This window comes from Streptococcus mitis (assembly GCF_003944325.1).
In the GTDB taxonomy this organism is placed as follows: Bacteria; Bacillota; Bacilli; order Lactobacillales; family Streptococcaceae; genus Streptococcus; species Streptococcus mitis_CW.
This window is the reverse complement of the sequence record NZ_RJPX01000019.1, coordinates 1-15,025: the sequence shown is the minus strand read 5'-3', so window position 1 is coordinate 15,025 and position 15,025 is coordinate 1. Positions and strand designations below refer to the sequence as shown.

The window sequence follows — 15,025 nt, the reverse complement described above, 5'->3', positions numbered from 1 at the left end:
TTTCTCTTTTCTGAAAACTTTCTCCATTTTTTCATGGAATGTGGTAAAATAAAAGAAAGAATCTGACAAAGGAGACAAGTATGGAACAAACATTCTTTATCATTAAACCAGATGGTGTAAAAAGAGGATTAGTAGGTGAAGTGTTGAAACGCATCGAACAGCGTGGCTTTACAATCGAAAAATTGGAGTTGCGTTCACAGGTTTCAGAAGAGTTGATTGACCAGCACTATCAGGACTTGGTTGGTCAGAGTTTTTACCCACCGATTCGTGAATTCATGACTTCAGGACCGATTCTTGTAGGCGTTATCTCTGGTCCCAAAGTAATCGAAACTTGGCGGACCATGATGGGGGCAACTCGTCCAGAAGAAGCTTTACCAGGAACTATTCGAGGTGATTTTGCAAAAGCTGCTGGAGAAAATGAGGTTATCCAAAATGTTGTACATGGTTCAGATTCAGAAGAGTCAGCTAAGCGAGAAATTGCTCTTTGGTTTGAGGGGAAATAGCAAAAAGTTTGATGTAAGGGTTGCTTGCATCAAACTTTTTTTGCGTTTTAGAGTAGAAAACTGACAGTTGAGAAATATTCTAGCAAAAGTGAGGATTTCTAGCATATAATAAGAGCAAGTAAGGGAGGGAAAATGATGGAAAGAATGAAAAAGCAAATTCAAGTTTTGTTATTACTGACGGTTTTTGGACTTGGTGGCTGTTCTTGTTTAAGTTTATCGACTTGGTCCTTGATGTTAAATCAAAACTGCTTTTATTATTTAGTGGGTATGTTGCTACTTGCGAGTATTGGGGCAGGACTAAACTACTATAAAGGACAACAAAATCAATATTATTCAGTTTTTAAAGAAGATAAGAAACAACTCTTGTATACTCTGTTGCTATTGGTAAATGTTTTAGGTTTAGCTTTAATTATCATAGAATATGTTCTTAAGGGAGGGGCAACTGGTGAAGAGTTTGTGGAAGTCTTTCTACCGAGTTTCTTTTTCTTATTCGGTATTGATTTGTTAGTCTTTCTGCCGATTCAGAAGTATCTATATGCCTTGAAAAAGATTTTGGGTAAAAAGCAAGTCTGTTTTATCAGTGGACTAGCTATTTTAATCGTTCTCAAAAATCCTTGGTCAATATTATCCATGACATTTTATATTGCCTTGGGAATGTTTTTTCTAGGATTGTTGGTGCCAAAAGTTATTCGTTGGGAAGTTTCATTTTATAGCCATTTGATGAGAGATATATTATTAGTTCTCTTTTTACTGTTCCTATTTTAAAATCAGAACAAGAACCAGCCCAAGTCTCATAATTCATAATCTGGACTTCACAGATAATATCTCGACAAAGAATAACTTTTTGGTATAATAGAGGTATGTACACAAAAAATGAAGAAGAGCTACAATCCTTAGGGGAGCGTTTGGGCCATTTATTAGAAAAGAATGATGTTTTAATCTTAACTGGAGAGCTGGGTGCAGGTAAAACAACCTTTACAAAAGGCCTTGCTAAGGGATTACAGATTTCTCAGATGATTAAGAGTCCAACTTATACTATCGTGAGAGAGTACGAAGGTCGTCTTCCACTTTACCATTTAGATGTTTATCGTATCGAGGGGGATGCTGATTCTATTGACTTGGATGAATTTCTCTTTGGTGGTGGAGTGACTGTCATCGAGTGGGGGAATCTTTTAGGTGATGCCTTGCCAGATACTTATTTAGAATTGGAAATTCTAAAAGAGGAAGATGGTCGCAGATTAAACTTCCAAGCCAAGGGTTTGCGTGCAGAAAAACTCTTAGAGGAGCTTCAACATGGAGTATGAGTTGCTCATTAGAGAAGCAGAGTCTAAAGATGCAGCTGCCTTAGTATCATTTTTAAATCGTGTCAGTGTAGAAACAGATTTTACCAGTCTAGACAGGGATGGTATTTTGATGACAGATACTGAGATGGAGTTATTTTTGGATAAACAGGCTCACTCGGAAAATCAAATCACTTTACTGGCCTTACTGAATGATAAAATTGCTGGTATTGTAAATATTACAGCTGACCAGCGCCAGAGAGTTCGCCATATTGGAGATCTCTTCATTGTGATTGGAAAAAGATATTGGAATAATGGATTGGGAAGTTTTTTGCTAGAAGAAGCGATAGAGTGGGCACAAGCAAGTGGCATTCTGCGTCGTCTCCAACTGACTGTCCAAACTCGTAATCAAGCTGCAGTCCATCTTTATCAAAAGCATGGCTTTGTAATTGAAGGTCGCCAAGAGCGTGGGGCATATATAGAAGAAGGGAAATTTATTGATGTTTACTTGATGGGTAAACTGATAGATTAGTAGAAATATGGTTAAAAAAATTATTGGAATGGTGCTAGCTTTTCTAGCTGTGACAGTTTTGGGTGTGGGTGTCTTTGCTTATACCATTTATCAGCAAGGTACACAAACCTTATCAAAAACCTATAAAAAGATTGGGGAAGAAACCAAGGTTATCGAAGCAACTGAACCCATGACCATTCTGTTGATGGGAGTTGATACTGGGAATGTGGAACGTACGGATCAGTGGGCTGGAAATAGTGACAGTATGATTTTGCTGACCGTCAATCCTCACACAAAGAAGACCATGATGTTGAGTTTGGAACGTGATATCCTGACTAAAATTCAGCATAAAGATGGTCGTATTGAAGAAGCGAAGTTAAACGCTGCCTATGCTGGTGGTGGTGCGGAACTAGCTATTTCAACGATTCAACAGATGATGAATATCCATATCGATCGCTATATTATGGTCAACATGCAAGGATTGCAACAATTAGTCGATGCAGTAGGTGGCATTACCGTCAATAACACGCTAGGTTCCCCGATTTCTATCAGTGACCAAGAAGAATTTAACACCATTTCTATTGGCGTTGGAGAACAGAAAATAAATGGAGAGGAAGCGCTTGTTTATTCACGCATGCGATATCAAGATCCAGAAGGAGACTACGGACGTCAGAAGCGTCAGCGTGAAGTCATTCAAAAAGTTGTTGAAAAAGTTCTTAGTTTGGATAGTGTCAGTCACTATCAGTCTATCTTAAAAGCTCTAAGTACCAATATGCAGACTAATATTGATTTATCTGCAAAAAGTATTCCGAACTTGTTGGGTTATAAAGATTCATTTAAAACCATTGAATCACAACAGTTGAAGGGTGAGGGAGAGATGTTGCAAGGTATTTCTTACCAGATTGTTTCTAGAGAGCATATGTTGGAAATGCAGAATATATTGCGACGTTCTTTGGGACAAGAAGAAGTCACTCAGCTTGAAACAAATGTCGTCTTATTTGAAGATTTGTTTGGACGGGTACCTGTTGATAATGGGGATAATCAACAACAAGGCGTCTTTGTAACAAATGAAGTAGAATAGTTTGTTTTTTGATACAAATAAAAAATCAATCGTGGGAAATTTCCTGCGATTTTTTCAAAAAAATACGAATAGATAGGTAGGAGGAAACATGAAAGCAGAAATTATTGCTGTTGGAACAGAGATTTTGACAGGACAGATTGTCAACACCAATGCTCAGTTTTTATCGGAAAAACTAGCAGAGATTGGGGTAGATGTATATTTTCAGACGGCTGTAGGAGACAATGAAGCTCGTCTCTTGTCTTTGCTTGAGATTGCCAGTCAACGTAGCAGTTTGGTGATTTTGACAGGTGGTTTGGGACCGACTGAGGATGACCTAACCAAACAAACGTTGGCTAAATTTTTAGGGAAAGAATTAGTCTTCGATCCTCAGGCGCAGACGAAGTTGGACGTCTTTTTTGCCCAGAGACCAGACTATGCTCGAACACCGAATAATGAAAGACAAGCTCAACTTGTAGAAGGAGCGACTCCACTGCCCAACGAAACAGGACTGGCTGTGGGAGGAATATTAGAAGCCGATGGAGTGACCTATGTCGTCCTTCCTGGTCCACCAAGTGAATTGAAACCCATGGTATTAAACCAACTTCTACCCAAGTTGATGACAGGGAGCAAGCTGTATTCCCGAGTTCTTCGTTTTTTTGGGATTGGCGAAAGTCAGTTGGTGACCATTTTGGCTGATTTAATTGATAATCAGACCGATCCGACCTTGGCACCTTATGCAAAGACAGGAGAGGTAACTCTACGTCTGTCAACAAAAGCTAGCAGTCAAGAAGAGGCGAATCAAGCGCTGGATATTTTGGAAAATCAAATCTTGGACTACCAGACTTTTGAAGGCCTTTCTTTACGAGAACTTTGTTATGGTTATGGGGAAGAGTCTAGCTTGGCCAGCATTGTAGTAGAAGAACTGAAAAAGCAAGGGAAAACCATCACGGCTGCAGAGAGTTTGACGGCAGGGCTTTTCCAAGCAACCGTGGCTGATTTTTCAGGAGCTTCAAGTATATTTAAGGGTGGTTTCGTGACCTATAGCTTGGAGGAAAAATCAAAGATGTTAGATATTCCTGCCCAGGATTTGGAAGAACATGGTGTGGTGTCTGCATTTACAGCCCAGAAGATGGCTCAGCAGGCACGAAGCAAGACCCAGTCTGATTTTGGCCTTGGTTTGACTGGAGTGGCAGGACCAGATAGTCTAGAAGGGCACCCAGCTGGGACAGTCTTCATAGGCTTGGCGCAAGAGCAAGGAACTGAGGTTATCAAGGTAAATATTGGAGGCAGAAGTCGAGCAGACGTACGTCATATTGCGCTTATGCATGCCTTTAACCTAGTTCGCAAGGCTTTATTAAGTGACTAACTTTTGATATAATAGTAGATAGGTCTGAGGACCATTAGAATGTAGGAGAATAGAATGGCGAAAAAACCAAAAAAATTAGAAGAAATTTCAAAAAAATTTGGGGCAGAACGTGAAAAAGCCTTGAATGACGCTCTTAAATTGATTGAGAAAGACTTTGGTAAGGGTTCAATCATGCGTTTGGGTGAACGTGCCGAGCAAAAAGTGCAAGTGATGAGCTCAGGTTCCTTGGCTCTCGATATTGCTCTTGGTTCAGGTGGTTATCCTAAGGGACGTATCATTGAAATCTATGGGCCAGAGTCATCTGGTAAGACAACAGTTGCCCTTCATGCAGTTGCACAAGCGCAAAAAGAAGGTGGGATTGCAGCCTTTATCGATGCGGAGCATGCCCTTGATCCAGCTTATGCTGCGGCTCTTGGGGTCAACATTGACGAATTACTCTTGTCTCAACCAGACTCAGGAGAGCAAGGTCTTGAGATTGCAGGAAAATTGATTGACTCAGGTGCTGTAGACCTTGTCGTAGTCGACTCAGTTGCGGCCCTCGTACCTCGTGCGGAAATTGATGGAGATATCGGAGACAGCCACGTTGGTTTGCAGGCTCGTATGATGAGTCAGGCCATGCGTAAACTTGGTGCTTCTATCAATAAAACCAAAACAATTGCCATCTTCATCAACCAATTGCGTGAAAAAGTTGGAGTCATGTTTGGAAATCCAGAAACAACTCCTGGTGGACGTGCTCTAAAATTCTATGCTTCAGTGCGTTTGGATGTTCGTGGAAGCACACAAATCAAGGGAACTGGTGACCAAAAAGATACCAATGTCGGTAAGGAAACCAAGATTAAGGTCGTGAAAAACAAGGTGGCTCCACCATTTAAAGAAGCTTTCGTTGAAATCATGTACGGAGAAGGGATTTCTAAGACTGGTGAACTCTTGAAGATCGCAAGCGATTTGGATATCATCAAAAAAGCAGGAGCTTGGTACTCTTACAAGGATGAGAAAATCGGGCAGGGTTCTGAAAATGCTAAGAAATACTTGGCAGATCACCCAGAAGTCTTTGATGAAATTGACCATCAAGTCCGTGTTCAATTTGGTTTGATTGATGGAGAAGAAGCTGCTGAAAGCAAAAAAGAAGAAGCAACTCAAGTAGACTCTGTGAATGAAGAAGTAACTCTTGATCTAGGCGATGAGCTTGAAATCGAAATTGAAGAATAAGTTGTTAAAGTAGTGGAGAAATCCGCTGCTTTTTCGTTGCCTAGTTCTGGTCTTAAGCTCGCGCATAGTTTGCTGTTTCTTGTCGCTCCTCTAGAAAGCTGATATAATAGCCTTATGAATAAAAAACGAACAGTGGACCTGATTCATGGTCCTATTCTCCCCTCGCTCTTGAGTTTTGCCTTCCCAATCTTGCTGTCCAATATTTTCCAACAGCTCTATAATACTGCTGATGTCTTGATTGTTGGGCGTTTTCTGGGTCAAGAATCCTTGGCTGCAGTAGGAGCGACGACAGCGATTTTTGACCTGATTATAGGCTTTACGCTTGGTGTTGGTAATGGAATGGGGATTGTCATTGCCCGCTATTATGGGGCTAGGAATTTCACCAAAATCAAGGAAGCGGTAGCAGCCACCTGGATTTTAGGTGCTCTTTTGAGTATTGTAGTGATGTTACTGGGATTTGTCGGTCTGTATCCACTCTTGCAATATTTAGATACTCCCCCAGTCCTATCAATATATTTCTATGATTGTGACCTGTGTTGGTGTCAGCTTTGCTTATAATCTTTTTGCAGGCTTGTTGCGGTCTATTGGGGACAGTTTATCTGCCCTTGGATTTTTGATTTTTTCTGCCTTGGTTAATGTGGTTCTGGATCTCTATTTCATTACACAATTGCATCTGGGAGTTCAATCCGCGGGACTTGCTACCATTATTTCGCAAGGTTTATCAGCGGTTCTCTGCTTTTACTATATCCGCAAGAGTGTGCCAGAACTTTTGCCTCAACTCAAACATTTCAAATGGAAGAAGACCTTGTACGCTGATCTCTTGGAGCAAGGTTTGGCTATGGGCTTGATGAGTTCGATTGTATCTATCGGCAGTGTGATTTTACAGTCTTCTGTTAATACTTTTGGTGCAGTGATTATTAGTACCCAGACGGCAGCTCGACGCATTATGGCCTTCGCCCTTCTTCCTATGACCGCTATTTCTGCATCTATGACGACCTTTGCTTCGCAGAATCTAGGAGCTAAGCGCCCTGACCGCATTGTTCAAGGTCTTCGAATCGGCAGTCGTCTAAGTATGTCCTGGGCAATTTTTGTTTGTGTCTTCCTCTTTTTTGCCAGTCCAGCCTTGGTTTCCTTCTTGGCTAGTTCGACGGATAGCTACTTGGTAGAAAATGGCAGTCTGTACTTGCAAATCAGTTCAGCCTTTTATCCTATTTTGAGTCTCTTGTTGATTTATCGCAATTGTTTGCAGGGTTTGGGGCAAAAGATCCTTCCTCTGGTTTCTAGCTTTATCGAACTAATCGGGAAAATCGCTTTTGTGGTCATGATTATCCCTTGGGCAGGCTATAGAGGAGTTATTCTTTGCGAACCCCTAATCTGGGTTGCCATGACAGTTCAACTGTACTTCTCATTATTCCGTCACCCCTTGATAAAAGAAGGTAAGGTCATCTTGGCAACAAAAGTGTCATCATAGCTCGATTTGCTGAATAAAATCCATTTCCTCTAGTGAAAATCGAAAAAACTTGTGTTATAATAAGAAAGATTAAAATGTGAAAAAAGGAGATTCCTAATGGGACGTAAATGGGCCAATATCGTAGCCAAGAAAACGGCTAAAGATGGAGCTAACTCTAAAGTATATGCAAAATTTGGTGTAGAAATCTATGTAGCAGCTAAAAAAGGTGATCCAGATCCAGAATCAAACTCAGCTTTGAAATTCGTTATCGACCGTGCTAAACAAGCCCAAGTGCCAAAACACGTTATCGATAAGGCTTTGGACAAGGCTAAAGGAAACACAGACGAAACCTTTACAGAAGGACGTTACGAAGGTTTTGGACCAAATGGTTCTATGCTGATTGTTGATACTTTGACTTCAAATGTCAACCGTACAGCAGCTAATGTTCGTGCAGCTTTTGGTAAAAATGGCGGAAACATGGGTGCTTCAGGTTCGGTTTCATACCTCTTTGACAACAAGGGAGTTATCGTATTTGCAGGTGAAGATGCCGATGCAGTCTTTGAGCAATTGTTAGAAGCAGATGTGGATGTGGATGATGTAGAAGCAGAAGAAAGTACAATCACAGTTTACACAGCTCCAACTGACCTTCACAAGGCTATCGTTGCCCTTCGTGAGTCAGGTATCGAAGAATTCCAAGTGACTGAATTGGAAATGATTCCTCAGTCAGAAGTGGAATTGTCAGGCGATGACCTTGAAACCTTTGAAAAACTTTACAGCGTTCTTGAAGACGACGAAGACGTACAAAAAATCTACACAAACGTAGACGGATTCTAATTTAACCTAAAAAACATGATCCTAAGTGAAAAACTCACTTGGGATTTTTTCAATCAAGAAAATAGTTCTCTAGGAAACTTTTTTCTTGACATCTCTTTTCAAAGTAGTAAAATAGTTCTCATGAAAACTTATTTAGTTCCTAGGAGAACTAAATGTGATAGTTAGAAAGGAGTTAGTATGGATAAACCGATGTTAGTCTTTAAGCGTTTTGGTCATCAGATTCACCTGATGGTGCAAAAGGAAGCCAAGCGTTGTGGTATTGAATTTATGGGTGGGCCTCAAGGTCAGGTTGTGCGTTTTTTGGATAATCGTGAGAAAAACCAAGACTTGGTCTTGATTAAAGATATCGAGCAGGAACTCAATATTACCAAGTCTGTTGCTAGTAATTTGGTCAAGCGTATGGTGCAAAATGGTTTGGTGGAATTGGAGGCGAGTCCTGTTGATAAGCGGGCAAAATTTGTTCGTTTGACGGACAAAGCACGTTCTCAAATGCAGCAGGTTAAGGCCTTCTTTGAACGCATAGACAAGCAGTTGATGGAAGACATTGATGAAGATGAATTACTGATTTTTGAGAAAGTCCTTGCTCAACTACAGGAAAATATCAAGAGAATAGGAGGAGATAATGAAGAAATTAGCCAAACGAATTAGTGGAAAAGAATGGGGAATGATTTTACTAGCCATTCTCTTTACCTGCTTTTCGGTCTATCTGGAGTTGGAAGTGCCGACCTATATTTCTAAAATCACTGATTTACTAGGAACTCAGGGTACCAACTTAGATGAGTTGTGGCAACCAGCAAGTATGATGGTGGGAATGTCCTTTCTGGCCTTCTTGTCCGCAGTTGCAGTTGGATTTTTTGCGTCCAGAGTGGCTGCCTCTTATACTAGTAGGCTAAGAAGTGATATTTTTAACCGAGTTTTAGACTACTCGCAGACAGAGATTAAGAAATTCTCTATTCCCAGTCTTTTAACCCGTACTACCAATGACATAACTCAGGTTCAGATGTTGATTACCATGGGCTTGCAAGTGGTGACGCGTGGTCCGATTATGGCTATCTGGGCTATCGGGAAGATTTTAGGACATTCAGAATACTGGCTCTGGGCCGTACTTGTGGCAGTGATTGTTAATGTTTTGATGACGACCGTTTTGATGACGTTAGCCTTTCCAAAACAGTCCTTGATTCAAAGTCTGACTGATAAACTGAACAGTATTACTCGTGAGAGTTTAACAGGTATTCGCGTCGTTCGTGCCTACAATGCTGAAGAATACCAAAATGAAAAATTTGCAGCAGCAAATGATGAATTGACACGCTTGAATTTGTTTGTCAACCGTCTTATGGCTATTTTGAACCCTATCATGATGGGGATTTCAAGTGGTTTGAGTGTGGCGATTTACTGGATTGGGGCCTATGTGATTAACGACGCTGCTCCGATAGCGCGTCTGCCTCTCTTTAGTGACATGGTTGTTTTCATGTCTTATGCCATGCAGGTTGTTATGGGCTTCCTTCTCATGGGGGCGCTCTTCATCGTTCTTCCTCGAACTATGGTCTCTGCTAAGCGGATTAATCAGGTTCTAGATTTGCATTCTTCTATCCAAAATCCTGCTCAAGTGCAGTTGGCTGATGAAAATCTCAACGGTCAGGTCGAGTTTAAGGATGTGACCTTCCGCTATGCGGCAAATTCGGAGGCAGTTATCGAGCATGTTAGCTTTAGAGCAGAAGCTGGTCAAACAGTGGCCTTTATCGGCTCAACTGGTTCTGGTAAGTCAACTCTGGTCAATCTGATTCCACGTTTCTACGATGTGTCAGAAGGAGAAATTCTGGTGGATGGTGTCAATGTTCAAGACTATGCCTTAGAAGATTTGCGTAATAAGGTCGGATATATTCCTCAGAAAGCGGTTCTCTTTTCAGGTGATGTCAAGGGCAATCTAGACTTTGGACGCAGTCAAGAAACACCACTTAATGAACAAGCTATGTGGCAAGCCTTGGAATTGGCCCAATCTAAGAACTTTATCGAAGACAAGGAAGCGGGCTTAGAGTCAGAAGTAGCCCAAGGAGGAACCAACTTCTCAGGTGGACAAAGACAGCGTCTGGCTATTGCGCGTGCCTTGGCTCGGAAGCCAGAAATCCTCATCTTTGATGATTCCTTCTCAGCCTTGGACTACAAGACAGACCGTGTCCTACGCCAAAAGCTAGCAGAGAAAACAAAATCTATGACCAAGCTTATCGTCGCACAGCGTATTTCAACGATTATGGATGCAGATTTGATTTTGGTCTTGGATCAAGGAAAAGTAGTGGGACAAGGCACCCACAAGGAACTTCTAGCTACCAACGAAGTTTACCAAGAAATTGCCTATTCACAATTATCGAAGGAGGAATTGGAACATGGAAAATAAAAAAATGTCTCTCTGGAAACAGAGTAAACCCTATCTTGCAGGTCTCCAGTTTGCCCTTCTGATCGCCTTTTTAGCAACAATCTTATCCAATATCATTACTGTATATGGTCCAACTCGTATCAAGGAAATGACTAATATTATTGCCAGTGGTCTAGAAACAAGTGTGGATGTCGCTGCGGTTGCAGCCATTGGTAGTTTTTTGGCTGTCATCTATGTAATCGGGCTTCTATCAAATTATTTGCAGGCCTTTCTGTTTACAACAGCCATTCAACGTTTTTCAGAGCGTTTGAGAACAGCGATTGCAGATAAAATTAATCGCCTACCATTGAGATATTTTGATGGACACTCTCAAGGGGATACCTTGTCTCGTGTAACCAATGACGTTGACACTGCAGCTCAGTCCCTCAATCAAAGTCTAGGAACAGTTCTCTCATCTAGTTTACTGGTCGTAGCGGTCTTAGTAACCATGTTTGGCATGAACTGGATTTTAGCTTTGGTGACGGTTGTTTCAACTCTCATTGGTTTTGCTTTTGTGTCTGTCTTTATGGGCAAATCACAGGGATTTTTTAAGAGTCAGCAACAGGATTTGGCAGCTGTAAATGGTTATGTGGAAGAAATGTACTCTGGCCATAATGTGGTGACCAGTTACAATGCCATCGAGAGTACGAAAGAAGAGTTTGCGAAATTAAACAATAGTCTGTATGATAGTATCTGGAAATCTCAATTTATTTCAGGAATTATGATGCCGATTATGATGTTTATTGGGAACTTTAGCTATGCCTTGGTGATTATTGTTGGTGCAGCCTTGGCTCTGAATGGACAGATTAGTATCGGAATTATCGTTGCCTTTATGGCTTACGTGCGTATCTTTTCTCAGCCTCTTTCACAAATCGCTCAAGGGATTACTAGTTTGCAGCAGGCTAGCGCAGCTATGGGACGTGTCTTCGAATTCTTGGGTGAAGAGGAAATGGAAGATGAATCCCATAAAGAAAGACAATTGAGCGATATGAAAGGTCAAGTAGTCTTTGATCAAGTCTCCTTTGGTTATACACCAGAGCGAACGATTATCCATGACTTTTCTGCGACAGCTCATGCAGGTCAAAAGGTTGCCATTGTAGGACCGACTGGGGCTGGTAAGACAACCATTGTCAATCTTTTGATGAAGTTCTATGAGATTGATAAGGGAAGTATCCGTATCGACGGTGTGGATACCAAGGCTATGAAGCGCTCAGAAGTACACGATGCCTTTTCAATGGTCTTGCAGGACACTTGGCTCTTTGAAGGTACTATCCGAGACAATCTCATCTATAACCAAAAGGGTATTAGTGATGAGCGCGTGATTGAAGCAAGCAAGGCTGTAGGGATTCACCACTTTATTATGACCCTACCAGATGGTTACGATACAGTCTTGGACGACACGGTAACCTTGTCTGTCGGACAAAAACAACTCTTGACCATCGCTCGTGCTTTGCTGAAAGATGCGCCACTCTTGATTTTAGATGAGGCGACTTCTTCTGTTGATACCCGTACAGAGGAATTGATCCAGAAAGCTATGGATCGTTTGATGGAGGGCAGAACTTCCTTTGTCATCGCCCACCGCTTGTCAACCATCCGTAATGCTGATTTGATTCTGGTTATGAAAGATGGAAATATCATTGAGCAAGGAAATCATGATGAGCTAATGGAGCAAGCTGGTTTCTACGCTGACCTCTATAACAGTCAATTTACAGAAGATGAAGCGGAAGAATAAAGCAAAAGAAGGCTTGACGGCCTTCTTTTTCTACACTATACTAGAAGACAAGTGCTTCCCTGCAAGTAAAATTTGAGTAAGTGATGAGAAAATATATGAAAAATTATCAAGAATGGTATAACCATATCGCTACTAACATTGAAAATAAACCCTTTCTCCTGAGCTTGTTAAGAACTTTCAATCGCTTCATGACAGTAGTCATGCCTATAGTTTATTTAACCTTGTTGGCCACCAGCTATTTCCAAGAAGGACTTGGGGAACAGGTCTTGATCTATGTGTTTGTACCTGCTACAGGTTTTGTGATTTTATCCCTTCTTCGTAAGAAAATCAATGCTCCTAGGCCTTATGAAGTTTGGGAAATTGCACCGCTACTAGACAGAGATAGCCCTGGTCAGTCTATGCCTAGTCGTCATGTCTTTTCAGCAACCATTATCTCCATGGCTTGCTTACATGCTAATCTATCTGTAGGCTTTATATTGTTGATCTTATCAGCTATCCTCGGTCTAGTAAGAGTCCTAGGTGGTGTCCATTATCCCAAGGATGTCTTGGTTGGTTATGCTTGCGGACTTGTGTGGGGTGTGATTTTCTTTTTATTTTGACCTGTAAGTTAATACTCAATGAAAATCAAAGAGCAAACTAGGAAGCTAGCCGCAAGCTGTACTTGAGTACGGTAAGGCGACGCTGACGTGGTTTGAATTTGATTTTCGAAGAGTATAAGGCGGTCCTAGAACCACTTACGTACCTAAAGTAACCACTTGCTTTTTTGCTCTTGTTTTCTTATTTTTGCTTTGATATAGTAGAGTCAGAAAGGAGATGTAATGAAGTTACGAATTGAAATTGACAGCAATTTAGAGGAAACTGAAATTGTCATCAAGGCAACGGCTTTGACAGATGAGATTGCGGATTTACAGCGGCTCTTGCAAGAATCCAAGGCTCCTATGTTGATTTTTTACAAGGGGACGGGTGAATATTATCTGGATTTGTCGGAAATTCTCTTCTTTGAAACAGAGGGGAACAAGATTTACGCCCATACCCAGAAAGATGCCTACGAGGTTCGGCTTAAACTCTATGAGTTGGAGTCTATCCTGCCCCGTTATTTCAGTCGAGTATCCAAGTCGACTATTGCTAATATCCGTCAGGTTTACTCGGTGGACAAGTCCTTTTCAGGAACGGGCACCATTTCCTTTTATCAGACCCACAAGGAGGTTCATGTCTCGCGACATTACCAATCCCTCCTAAAAGAAAATCTAAGAAACATGAGGTAAGAACATGAAAAAGAAAGCATTTGGTATTGTATTGCTAGTATTGGCAGCTTTAGTATTATTGCAGGGGAATTTTGGAATCCCTTCTCTGGGAGGGCAAATTTGGCCCTTGTTCGGTATTGCTTTTTTTGCCTACCAATCAGTTGGAGCTTTGTTGCGTCGCCACTTAACTTCAGCCTCTTTTACAGCCCTAGTGGCCCTCATGATTGCTAACCACTTTTATGATATTTTACCGATTCCAAATCAGTCACTATTCTGGGCTAGTATTTTAATCGTACTGGGTGTCAACGCACTTACTCATTCTAACAGAACTTGGAATGGGAAAAAATGGTGGTATGATGGTGAAAAGACCATTCTTACAGACAAGGAAGTCGCTTTTGGAACGGGGACTTTCTACAAGCAAAACCAAGAATTGGTAGATGACCAAGTAGAAGTTGGTTTTGGCAATGCTAAGATATATTACGACAATGCAGAGATTTTAGGAGATACTGCAACCCTGAAAGTAGAAGTTGGTTTTGGCAATGCAGTTATCTATGTTCCCCAACATTGGCGAGTGGATTTGAAGGTGGAAACTTTCTGTGGTGTAGCCAAGGCAGATACTTCTCTAGCTCCAACCAGTAAAACTTTGATTATCCGTGGGGATGTGGCCTTTGGGAAATTGGGAATTGTCTACGTTAAGTAAAAAAATCTTCCAATTCCCTTGCAAAAATAAAGAAAGTGTGATAACATAGTACGGTATGTGGTGCTAGCACATCCGCTATATTAGATCTAATAGGAGGAAAACACAATGGCTAAAGTATGTTACTTTACAGGTCGTAAGACTGTATCAGGAAACAACCGTTCACACGCGATGAACCAAACAAAACGTGCCGTAAAACCAAACCTTCAAAAAGTTACTGTTCTTATCGATGGTAAACCTAAAAAAGTTTGGGCTTCAGCTCGTGCTTTGAAATCAGGTAAAGTTGAACGCGTTTAATAATAAAAGTAAGGAGACCTTAGGGTCTTTTTTCTTTTGTTGTGGGTATAAAATCATTTGAAAAATCGAGTGATACTCTTCGAAAATCTTTTCAAACCACGTCAGCTTCGCCTTTACGTATTCAAGGACTGTCTATGGCTAGCTTCCTAGTTTGCTTTTTGATTCTCATTTAGTATAAATGGTAAATTCCCAAACTAAGTTCCACCGCTAATCCAAGTGGAAGTTAGTCTGATAAAAATTGTAAAAACCAGTGGAAATCCGTGTCAGGGTAAGTTCCACTGGTTTTACTAATGCTTGATTTTATTGCTTTTTTAACCAAACTGAATCGAAAAAAAGAGCGCACAAAATCCTCTCATCTGAAAGCGTTTCAGATTAAGTTCCGCTATGGTGGAAGTTAGTGTGAGACGTTTGAATGCGGTTAAAGGTTAAAGG

General features: G+C 41.0%; 15 protein-coding genes and 1 pseudogene. All 16 read left to right on the top strand.

Annotation, left to right across the window (positions count from 1 at the left end; all coding sequences use genetic code 11):
- Positions 1–80: 80 nt before the first annotated feature.
- The 16 genes and pseudogenes from ndk to rpmB all read left to right on the top strand — a co-directional run bounded on the left by ndk (position 81) and on the right by rpmB (position 14,593).
- Positions 81–503, top strand: coding sequence for a nucleoside-diphosphate kinase (gene ndk, locus D8787_RS06590; RefSeq protein ID WP_042901678.1), 423 nt, complete (start codon positions 81–83; stop codon positions 501–503).
- Between the two features lie 135 nt (positions 504–638).
- Positions 639–1,268: a competence protein gene (locus D8787_RS06585; protein ID WP_125421994.1), complete on the top strand. Its 630-nt coding sequence runs from the start codon at positions 639–641 to the stop codon at positions 1,266–1,268.
- Positions 1,269–1,363: 95 nt separating this feature from the next.
- Positions 1,364–1,807 carry a tRNA (adenosine(37)-N6)-threonylcarbamoyltransferase complex ATPase subunit type 1 TsaE gene (gene tsaE / locus D8787_RS06580; protein WP_102210364.1) on the top strand — a complete coding sequence of 148 codons (444 nt, stop codon included), beginning with the start codon at positions 1,364–1,366 and terminating at the stop codon, positions 1,805–1,807.
- Positions 1,797–2,315: a GNAT family N-acetyltransferase gene (locus D8787_RS06575; protein ID WP_125421991.1), complete on the top strand. Its 519-nt coding sequence runs from the start codon at positions 1,797–1,799 to the stop codon at positions 2,313–2,315. Before tsaE ends, D8787_RS06575 begins: the two co-directional genes overlap by 11 nt.
- A gap of 7 nt (positions 2,316–2,322) precedes the next feature.
- Complete coding sequence (gene brpA, locus D8787_RS06570) at positions 2,323–3,375, top strand: biofilm formation/cell division transcriptional regulator BrpA (RefSeq protein ID WP_125421988.1); 1,053 nt, start codon at positions 2,323–2,325, stop codon at positions 3,373–3,375.
- An 88-nt stretch (positions 3,376–3,463) separates the two neighbouring features.
- Positions 3,464–4,720, top strand: coding sequence for a competence/damage-inducible protein A (locus tag D8787_RS06565; protein WP_125421985.1), 1,257 nt, complete (start codon positions 3,464–3,466; stop codon positions 4,718–4,720).
- Positions 4,721–4,774: 54 nt separating this feature from the next.
- On the top strand, positions 4,775–5,929 hold the full coding sequence (gene recA, locus D8787_RS06560) for a recombinase RecA (protein ID WP_125421982.1): 1,155 nt from the start codon (positions 4,775–4,777) through the stop codon (positions 5,927–5,929).
- Between the two features lie 114 nt (positions 5,930–6,043).
- A pseudogene (locus D8787_RS06555) lies at positions 6,044–7,400 on the top strand (MATE family efflux transporter).
- 96 nt (positions 7,401–7,496) lie between these two features.
- Positions 7,497–8,213 carry a YebC/PmpR family DNA-binding transcriptional regulator gene (locus D8787_RS06550; RefSeq protein ID WP_125421979.1) on the top strand — a complete coding sequence of 239 codons (717 nt, stop codon included), beginning with the start codon at positions 7,497–7,499 and terminating at the stop codon, positions 8,211–8,213.
- A 177-nt stretch (positions 8,214–8,390) separates the two neighbouring features.
- Complete coding sequence (locus D8787_RS06545) at positions 8,391–8,861, top strand: MarR family winged helix-turn-helix transcriptional regulator (RefSeq protein ID WP_049532492.1); 471 nt, start codon at positions 8,391–8,393, stop codon at positions 8,859–8,861.
- The gene (locus D8787_RS06540; protein ID WP_125421976.1) at positions 8,836–10,605 is read left to right on the top strand and encodes an ABC transporter ATP-binding protein; all 1,770 of its coding nucleotides are present in this window, start codon (positions 8,836–8,838) and stop codon (positions 10,603–10,605) included. Before D8787_RS06545 ends, D8787_RS06540 begins: the two co-directional genes overlap by 26 nt.
- Entirely contained in the window at positions 10,595–12,355 is a 1,761-nt protein-coding gene (locus D8787_RS06535; RefSeq protein ID WP_125421973.1) for an ABC transporter ATP-binding protein, read from the top strand. The genes D8787_RS06540 and D8787_RS06535 overlap by 11 nt, the downstream gene beginning before the upstream one ends.
- A 95-nt stretch (positions 12,356–12,450) precedes the next feature.
- Positions 12,451–12,954 (top strand): phosphatase PAP2 family protein, encoded by a 504-nt coding sequence (locus D8787_RS06530; RefSeq protein WP_185776767.1) that lies wholly within the window; start codon positions 12,451–12,453, stop codon positions 12,952–12,954.
- 219 nt (positions 12,955–13,173) lie between these two features.
- Complete coding sequence (locus D8787_RS06520) at positions 13,174–13,620, top strand: LytTR family DNA-binding domain-containing protein (protein WP_125421967.1); 447 nt, start codon at positions 13,174–13,176, stop codon at positions 13,618–13,620.
- A gap of 4 nt (positions 13,621–13,624) precedes the next feature.
- Positions 13,625–14,299: a LiaF transmembrane domain-containing protein gene (locus tag D8787_RS06515; RefSeq protein ID WP_125421964.1), complete on the top strand. Its 675-nt coding sequence runs from the start codon at positions 13,625–13,627 to the stop codon at positions 14,297–14,299.
- Positions 14,300–14,404: 105 nt separating this feature from the next.
- The gene (rpmB, locus tag D8787_RS06510) at positions 14,405–14,593 is read left to right on the top strand and encodes a 50S ribosomal protein L28 (RefSeq protein WP_001140948.1); all 189 of its coding nucleotides are present in this window, start codon (positions 14,405–14,407) and stop codon (positions 14,591–14,593) included.
- Positions 14,594–15,025 lie beyond the last annotated feature (432 nt).

Coding starts and splice junctions, on each gene's coding strand:
- ndk (WP_042901678.1), top strand. CDS start 81: ATGGAACAAACATTCTTTATCATTAAACCAGATGGTGTAAAAAGAGGA.
- D8787_RS06585 (WP_125421994.1), top strand. CDS start 639: ATGGAAAGAATGAAAAAGCAAATTCAAGTTTTGTTATTACTGACGGTT.
- tsaE (WP_102210364.1), top strand. CDS start 1,364: ATGTACACAAAAAATGAAGAAGAGCTACAATCCTTAGGGGAGCGTTTG.
- D8787_RS06575 (WP_125421991.1), top strand. CDS start 1,797: ATGGAGTATGAGTTGCTCATTAGAGAAGCAGAGTCTAAAGATGCAGCT.
- brpA (WP_125421988.1), top strand. CDS start 2,323: ATGGTTAAAAAAATTATTGGAATGGTGCTAGCTTTTCTAGCTGTGACA.
- D8787_RS06565 (WP_125421985.1), top strand. CDS start 3,464: ATGAAAGCAGAAATTATTGCTGTTGGAACAGAGATTTTGACAGGACAG.
- recA (WP_125421982.1), top strand. CDS start 4,775: ATGGCGAAAAAACCAAAAAAATTAGAAGAAATTTCAAAAAAATTTGGG.
- D8787_RS06550 (WP_125421979.1), top strand. CDS start 7,497: ATGGGACGTAAATGGGCCAATATCGTAGCCAAGAAAACGGCTAAAGAT.
- D8787_RS06545 (WP_049532492.1), top strand. CDS start 8,391: ATGGATAAACCGATGTTAGTCTTTAAGCGTTTTGGTCATCAGATTCAC.
- D8787_RS06540 (WP_125421976.1), top strand. CDS start 8,836: ATGAAGAAATTAGCCAAACGAATTAGTGGAAAAGAATGGGGAATGATT.
- D8787_RS06535 (WP_125421973.1), top strand. CDS start 10,595: ATGGAAAATAAAAAAATGTCTCTCTGGAAACAGAGTAAACCCTATCTT.
- D8787_RS06530 (WP_185776767.1), top strand. CDS start 12,451: ATGAAAAATTATCAAGAATGGTATAACCATATCGCTACTAACATTGAA.
- D8787_RS06520 (WP_125421967.1), top strand. CDS start 13,174: ATGAAGTTACGAATTGAAATTGACAGCAATTTAGAGGAAACTGAAATT.
- D8787_RS06515 (WP_125421964.1), top strand. CDS start 13,625: ATGAAAAAGAAAGCATTTGGTATTGTATTGCTAGTATTGGCAGCTTTA.
- rpmB (WP_001140948.1), top strand. CDS start 14,405: ATGGCTAAAGTATGTTACTTTACAGGTCGTAAGACTGTATCAGGAAAC.